General features: G+C 21.8%; 6 protein-coding genes and 1 pseudogene. 3 read left to right on the top strand and 4 right to left on the bottom strand.

Annotated elements, in window-relative coordinates; genetic code table 11:
• The 4 genes and pseudogenes from Q0J90_RS12475 to Q0J90_RS12460 all read right to left on the bottom strand — a co-directional run.
• Nucleotides 1–616, bottom strand: a pseudogene (locus Q0J90_RS12475) (hypothetical protein); the annotation flags it as partial.
• 104 nt (nucleotides 617–720) lie between these two features.
• A complete protein-coding gene (locus Q0J90_RS12470) occupies nucleotides 721–1,734 on the bottom strand; it encodes a hypothetical protein (protein WP_297278220.1) in 1,014 nt (337 codons plus the stop codon).
• A 113-nt stretch (nucleotides 1,735–1,847) separates the two neighbouring features.
• Nucleotides 1,848–3,914: a hypothetical protein gene (locus tag Q0J90_RS12465; RefSeq protein ID WP_297278219.1), complete on the bottom strand. Its 2,067-nt coding sequence runs from the start codon at nucleotides 3,912–3,914 to the stop codon at nucleotides 1,848–1,850.
• 263 nt (nucleotides 3,915–4,177) lie between these two features.
• On the bottom strand, nucleotides 4,178–5,101 hold the full coding sequence (locus Q0J90_RS12460) for an energy transducer TonB (RefSeq protein WP_297278218.1): 924 nt from the start codon (nucleotides 5,099–5,101) through the stop codon (nucleotides 4,178–4,180).
• A gap of 216 nt (nucleotides 5,102–5,317) precedes the next feature.
• Here Q0J90_RS12460 and Q0J90_RS12455 point away from each other — a divergent pair, with 216 nt between their 5' ends.
• The 3 genes from Q0J90_RS12455 (at nucleotide 5,318) to Q0J90_RS12445 (ending at nucleotide 8,034) form a co-directional block, all read left to right on the top strand.
• Nucleotides 5,318–6,349: a radical SAM/SPASM domain-containing protein gene (locus Q0J90_RS12455; protein WP_297278217.1), complete on the top strand. Its 1,032-nt coding sequence runs from the start codon at nucleotides 5,318–5,320 to the stop codon at nucleotides 6,347–6,349.
• A gap of 616 nt (nucleotides 6,350–6,965) precedes the next feature.
• Entirely contained in the window at nucleotides 6,966–7,751 is a 786-nt protein-coding gene (rsmI, locus tag Q0J90_RS12450) for a 16S rRNA (cytidine(1402)-2'-O)-methyltransferase (protein ID WP_367173890.1), read from the top strand.
• Nucleotides 7,741–8,034, top strand: coding sequence for a flagellar biosynthesis anti-sigma factor FlgM (locus tag Q0J90_RS12445; RefSeq protein ID WP_028328798.1), 294 nt, complete (start codon nucleotides 7,741–7,743; stop codon nucleotides 8,032–8,034). Before rsmI ends, Q0J90_RS12445 begins: the two co-directional genes overlap by 11 nt.

Raw genomic sequence — 8,034 nt, 5'->3', positions numbered from 1 at the left:
ATGAAGCAAATTTTATTTTTTTAAATTTCGCATTATTTATTTCTAGTACTCTTTTATGTATATTTTCTTTATTAATTTCTGTAATATTAAAATTCCAACTTATCCACAAAGGAAATCTTATATAGTTTGAATTAGATATATGATTAAATCCTAAAGATAAATCACATAATCCTAAACAATTATCATTATAATCTTTTCTAAATACTTGAACAGGCTCTTCTGTATAAAAAATTTTTATCTTTGCTTTTGATGATATAACATTTTTTCTATCACCATAAACATAAAATAATTCTATATCAGGATCATATTTAGTAAATAATAATTTGATATTTTTATTTGATAAAATAGATTGAAAAATTAAAAAATAACCACCACCATTTGATATATCTTGATAGTGATTACTTTCCTTCATAAAAAATATACGGTTGTTAACATTTTTATTAATAGTTCTTATTTCATTTCTTAAATCAAATAATTCAGTTTTTAATGTTTTTACATCATCTTTTATTTCTTTTATATCTAAAATATTATAAAATAAAGCTCTTAAAAAATATCTGAATTTCTTAAATGGTATTAACCACAATATTTTATCTATATATTTTTTGCTGTCTTCCATTTTTATTCCAAAATAAAAAATTATTATTTTTTATACACATATAATACAGCATAAAAAATCTAATACATTTTATGCAATCATTATATATTAATTATAATAAATTATCAATTTAATATTAAAGATACAGATTCATATTCCAGCATACTTTTAAAAATTTCATTAAATTGATTATCATTATCTATGTATTTTTTGATTTTTACTAAAAACAAATTCTTTATTAAAAGATCAAAAATAAAATTATTAGATGATGTAAAAATAAAATTTTCTTTTTTAAGATAGCTTTTTATAAAATTAAGTATATTTATATTTAATACTTCTCTAAAACTATCTCTCACTTCCCTTTTTGATATAAACCATGAAACTTTATTTATCAAATTATTTAAAGCATTTTTTATAATAAAATCATAAATATTTTCTTTATCTCTTAATAATAAGAATGGAGTATAATCATATTTACCAACATTAATATCTTTTAAATCATATTTTTTACTAAGAATGGAAAATATACTTTGGTCATGTCTATGTTCCCTAAAGCCATCAAAATTTGGTATTTTGGATGGAGTATCATCAGCTAAAGTAAAATCTTGATAAAATACATCAAGCCATTCTTTTACAAAATTTAATGTAAATTGATTCTTTTGAAATAATAACACTGTTGCTGCTCTTTGACTTGTATCAGTAAATGACTTATCATCAAGTTTTTCAAAAAAAGAAAATAAATCTGCTTTAGTATAATATTTTTCCAAAAAACCAACATTAAAAAATAATATTTTATTGTCAATTACCCTATCCAGGTATTCATAAAAACAATCTAACCCATTTTTATCTATATGGCATCCTATATCAGAATAAATTAAAATATCATCATTATTCATATTTTCCAATGTATCTAAAATAATAAAAGGCTTCCAAGACCAATATCCAAACCCTCTGCTTTTTACTAATCGGTTTTTAAGTAAAGAATCAAATTTTTCATTTTTTGGTAAATTATATTGATTATATATAAGTATTTTATCAAATATTCCAAAATCTTTTGCTTGATTTAAAAATCTTAAATAAGAAGGGTATAAATTTAAACTATAAAATGAAAGCAGATATACATTTTTATTTTTATACATATACTACTCCCTAAAAAGTATTAATTCTAAATACGATATATAAATTCTATTGCATTTCATAATACATACCAATATATTTTTTATTATATCACAAATATTCAAATAATCAATTATTATTCTTCATCCTTAATTTTTTCAAATTCAAATATATACCTGTTTCTATATGTTTTTCTTACATTTGTATATCCATGGCATGCATCAATAAAATTGGAATTCATATTTAAATTCAAATCTAAATTATTTATAACAAAGAAATTGCTTGGAGAATCCATATTTATATTTTTTTTAAGTTCTTCATAGCTTTTCATTTTTTTAAATGTAATAGCTCCTGTACCTCCAAGTATTGAATTATTATAATATCCAAAACGTCCCGTTATTACATATATATTTATAGGACCTAAACCATTATTTAACAATAAATTATCAACACTATAATAAGATTTTACATCCTCATAATAATCAAAATTTTTTGGTGTAGTTATATTATATATGTATATTATAGATATAATCAACATTAAAACATATCTCACATACTTCTCTTTTATAAAATATAAAAACAATGGTAAAGATAAAAATATTATCGGAAAAGATGTTGTACAATATCTTGGTATATTAAATGGGGCATTAATATTAGAATATATAGTAAAAAGTAATGCTACAAAAACTATAATAATTAAATAAAATATATCCATATTAAATTTAATAGTACTTTTATTTTTAATCATTCTAAAAATACTTAATAATATATAAAAAACTACAAATATAATTAAATAAAGTAAAATATCTACAAAACCTAAATAATTTATATAACCCAACACATTTTCAGGAAATTTAAAACTAACTCTTGCTCTATCATTAGAAATTAAAAGTGAATTAAAAAAACTATTATAAAAAATTTGAGATAAAGGAAAAGCTATGACAAATGATAATGCAAAAAACATAAGCTTCTTAATATTAAAATAAATATTTTTTCTATTAATTTCTATTAAAAATAACATAAATATAAATATGGATAAAATTAAAACGAATATTATTGAAGAAACTAATGTTAAATATAAAAAAGAACATGATAAACTAGTTAATACAAAATATTTAAATGATAATTTATTATTTCTATATATCCAAATAATTAAATAACTAAAAAATATAAATAAACTTTCTTGCAATTGATATGGTCTTAAAAACATAGAAAATGTTATAGAAGATGGTATTAACGATATACATAACATAGAAAATAAAACAATATCTTTATATTTTATAAGCATCCTTAATAATTTATACATGAATATATATGATACTAAAAAGAAACAAATATTTAATATAGTACCTATTAATATTATTTCCTCTATGGAATAATTGAATCGAAAGATAAGTGCTGTTCTTAACAAAGAATAATAAAAATTTGAGATATATGGATCATGAGTATATTTATACATAATACTTATATCTTTAAAATATTCATGTAAATTGTTATTTTCTCTGCTCATATCTGCATCTAAAGTACTTCCTATATGATCAGTATCATAATCTTGACTAAAAATGCATATAAGAGTAGCATATTCATCCCAATATATATCTTTTTGATTAGATGCATAATATATGCGTACAAATGATGCTAAAATAAATATTATAATCAACAATATTATGTATACTTTATCACTAAAAAGTTGTTTACTTTCATATACATATAGTATTTGCTTATCTTTTTCTATTAAAAAACGTATAAAAAATATTATACTAATATATATAAATATTATCAAAATGTATATTAAAAAACCTATTTTTATATTTAGTTTATATTCTATATTGTATTTTTCATCTGAGTTTATTATTTTAGTAGATATTAATTCTCCAAATGGACTTCCATTTACATTTGTTATATATTTTATAAAACTATTTTCTTTCAAAGCTTTATCTGAATTGGGATATACTCCATATATATCGCTATTTTTAAAAACTTTAGTATGATATTTTATCTTAAAACCATAACTATAATTTGTAATACTTTTATTAGTTAAAATATAATTCAATAGTTTATCTTCATTTATTTTATTATTTACAATAAAATCATTCTTCAAATGACCCAAACCATTTAATTCTAAAGTTTTAATCATATTATAACTTTCAGTTTGAAAATCAGATATATAACCTTCTCTAGGAATATTTCCTAATATATACAAAATGATTATCGGGAGAAATAAAATAGATATGGAAATTATATATATAAATAATTTATTATTTCTGCAATTGCCATAGTTTTTCATATAGATAAACTACCTAAAATTACAGATAATAAAATTAAATAAAAAAAATTAATTAAGTGTTGTGTTGTGTTGTGTTGTGTTGTGTTGTGTTGTGTTGTGTTGTGTTGCATGATAAACACCAGTATATTTTTATTTATTATACTATAAATATAAAAAATTATCAATTAAAAAATTAATTATTATTCTCTAGAAAAATTTTGATATATAAATTTAAATGGTATATAAATTTTTCCATTTTCGGCATAATCATTCCATAAACCCTGAGGAGGCGGTTTTAATTTTTTGGCATATTCTATAGCTTTTGAACATGAATTATCTAAACTAGTTTGACCCTTTTCAGATGTTTTTAAAAACTTCTCGAAACCAATATTTCCTTCATCGTCAATAGAAATTAAAACTTCTACTTCATCCGTTCTTATAAGCCCTAAATAATGAGCCTGATTCGGAATAGTTAAATACCAAGAATCTCTTATAGAACCAACAAGAGCATAGAAATACCAGAAATACTCCTGAGCTTTAGTTCCTAATTGTATGCTTCCTGTTTCGCTTGAAAAAACAACGGCTCTGTCTGCACCTTCCTCAAAAGAAGCAGGAATTTTAGTATCGCCTTTAATTCCTGGATTTTTAGGTTTATAAGTTTCTACATTATCTCTGCTTATATCACGTCCTAAATCTTTTTTCTGTTCATTAGGCATATTGTTATTATTAGGTTTTATATTTTCAGTAGGGCGTCTTTCTACTATAGGGCTGTTTGCTCCGTCACCTAAAAAAGAAAAAACAGAAGTATCAGAAAATGTTTTGGAAGGTTTTACATCTGTCATTCCTTTAGATCTTAAAGTTTTATCAGAGGCAAAAGGTGTATCCTCTTTACTTTCCTCTTCTTCAACTTCCGGTGTTTCTACCAAAAACATATAATCATCTTTTTTCTTAGTTTGTTCTTCTTCATACTGCTTTAATTTTTCATAGGCAAATACATCCTGCATTATAGATGTATTTATAAAGCTGAATATAAATATATGCAATACAAAAGATACTATAATAGAGAATATTATATCTTTTCTTTTTGTCATTCTATTTTTTAATTTTAAAAACTTTTCTTTCATAATAAGTATTTTATATCAATTATTATATTTTACAATATTATGTTTATTATTTTATATAAAATTCATTTTCACTTGACATTATAACAAAATACTATAACATATGTTCAATTACAATACTTTAAAACAATATATTTTGAAATTTGTTAAAATTTAAATAATATCCAAAAATATTTAATATTCAAATAATAAAAAGATTACATAAATGAGGAAATAAAAATGGCTGATTTAAAAAAAATTAATAAAATAGTTTGGTGGATTCCTAGTAAAAAGATAAGAAATTTTATAAGAGAATATACAGCATTTGCAGAACTTGGTAAAGACTATAATCAAAAATGCAGAACTTTAATAGATAAAACAGCCAGGTTATTAACAGTTCAAAATAATAATGATATTAAAAAAAGATTATTTAAAGAAAATGTTTATTTAGTTGAAATTGGAATATCATCATATTGTAATAGAAAATGTTGGTTTTGTCCTAATTCAATTGTAGATAGAAGATCAAATAATATACAATTAGATGAAAAATTATTTTTAAAAGTAATTAATGAACTCAAAGAAATAAACTATTCAGGAATAATAAATTTACACAGATATAATGAACCTCTTTATGATATGGATCTTTTAAGAAAAAGAATAGAGCAAATTAACGAATATATACCTAATTCAAATGTGCAAATATTTACGAATGGAGATTATTTAAATATAGAATATTTGGAATTACTTAGAAATTTAAATGTAAAAAATATTATTATATCATATTATTATGATTCAATTGATAAAAATATTGAATTTGATATAGACAATATAATACAACCTGGAATGGATAAGCTATTAAACAAATTGAAATTAGAATATAATATATTAAAAAGATCAGAATATTATATAAAAATAAAATATTATGATATGAATATAATATATAAAGCACAAAATTTTAAATATGTCGCCACTACAAGAGGAGAAACAATAACAGATATAAAATTAAATAAAAGAACTATGCAATGTTTTATGCCGGTTATAGGAATACAAGTAGATTATGATGGTAATTATACACCTTGCTGTGAAATAAGAAGTGATATAGAAAGTCATAAACAATATATCTTAGGGAATATACAAAATGATACTATTTTTGATGTATATACTAATGAAAAAATGACAGATTTTAGAAAAGACATTTTTTTAATTGGAGATAAAAAACATGTATGTATGCATTGTGCTCAAGGAGAATACAACATGCCTGGATATTTTTAACTAAAAAATGTTTCACGTGAAAACTTATTATATATAAAATCCATTTCTACAAAACATATTTATACTAAAAATCATATATTATATTTGTAAACAGAATTCAGCAATTCAATTTTGAATATAATAAAACATCAACTATAAAATTATAAAAACATTCATTAAAGTATTTTATAATAATTTAGACAGCATAAAAATATAATCATACTATCTATGCCATAACTTACATTTATATAAAAATTATAATCAAAATATTCCATGGTAAAATTCGTTTATTTATAAAACTATATTTTTGATTTTAATTTGTATATAATCAGTAATTATGAAATTAAAAATATTAAACCCATTTATAAACCTAATGTCATAGCCTATATACACTGCAAAAAATATGATTATATTATTTTATATATTCTCAAATGTTTCACGTGAAAACTTTTGATTTTAGAACTAATATAATACTGTAAAATATCAGCTGTTTGTATACAATTATTTTTAATAACATATTTATTGTATTAATAAAAACTTTAATATATAATAAAAAAAAACAATTAAGGAGCTTACCATAAAAAAGGATAATAAAAACAATAATAAAGATTTAAATATTAAAGATGACTCTCAATTTATTGAAGAAATTATAGACGGCAATAACAATAGAAATGAAGTTGAAAATGGGGTAATATATGTAGTAGCTACACCCATAGGAAATATAGAAGATATAACTATAAGAGCATTAAAAATACTTAAAAACGTAGATTTTATATTAGCAGAAGATACTAGAGTTGCATTAAAATTATTGAATTTTTATAATATAAAAAATACAATGTTTTCATATCATAGCCATTCTTCCGAATACAGAATAAATGAATATATCAAAAGTATTTTAGATGGAAAATCTGCTGCCATTATAAGCGATGCGGGAACTCCATGCATAAGCGATCCGGGCGTGAGCATAATAAAAATAGCAATAGAAAATAATATAAAAATCGTGCCTGTAGGCGGTATATCTGCTTTTACTTCTTTGCTTTCTGTATCCGGTCTTTCAGGCAATACTTTATTTGCAGGATTTCTTTCTAATAAATCAGGAAAGAGAAAAAATCAGCTTAAGGACTTGTATAAAAATCAAAAAAGCATTATAGTAATTTATGAATCTGTATATAGAATAAAAGAATGCGTAGAAGATATTGTTAACATATTTGGAGAAAAAACGGATATTGTTATCGGAAGAGAGCTTACTAAACAATTTGAGCAAATTATAAGATCTGAAGCTAAAAATATTCTTGATTTTTTTACAGATGGTAGTATACTTACTAAAGGTGAATTTTGCATCATTATTGATAATAGAAAATCTAAAGTATGCGAAGCTAATGCCGAAAATAATTCATGTAAGGAGTCAGATTATGACAATTGATAAAATAGGCGGCACATCAAATATACAGCAAAAATCAAATGTAAAATACAATGATAAAGTATCTAAAACAGGTTCTGATAGAATAGAAATTTCTAATGAATCAAGATTAGCTTTGCAAAATGAAAGACTAATTAATATCATTAAAGAAGCACCTGATGTTAGAGAAGAAAAAATAGCAGAAGCTAAACAAAGACTTGAATTATACATGAAAGATGGAGCTTTGAGAGAAGAAGTATTAAATTCTCTTGCTAACTCTATTATAGATTCTATGCCTTTAGATTAA

It is taken from the genome of uncultured Brachyspira sp. (genome assembly GCF_944390595.1).
GTDB lineage: Bacteria > Spirochaetota > Brachyspiria > Brachyspirales > Brachyspiraceae > Brachyspira.
The sequence above is the reverse complement of the archived record's forward strand: the minus strand, read 5'-3'. Positions and strand labels throughout refer to the sequence as shown.

What these genes read in the sequence shown, in the direction of transcription:
- Q0J90_RS12470 (WP_297278220.1), bottom strand. Translation starts at nt 1,734, where the DNA reads ATGTATAAAAATAAAAATGTATATCTGCTTTCATTTTATAGTTTAAAT.
- Q0J90_RS12460 (WP_297278218.1), bottom strand. Translation starts at nt 5,101, where the DNA reads ATGAAAGAAAAGTTTTTAAAATTAAAAAATAGAATGACAAAAAGAAAA.
- Q0J90_RS12455 (WP_297278217.1), top strand. Translation starts at nt 5,318, where the DNA reads ATGGCTGATTTAAAAAAAATTAATAAAATAGTTTGGTGGATTCCTAGT.
- Q0J90_RS12445 (WP_028328798.1), top strand. Translation starts at nt 7,741, where the DNA reads ATGACAATTGATAAAATAGGCGGCACATCAAATATACAGCAAAAATCA.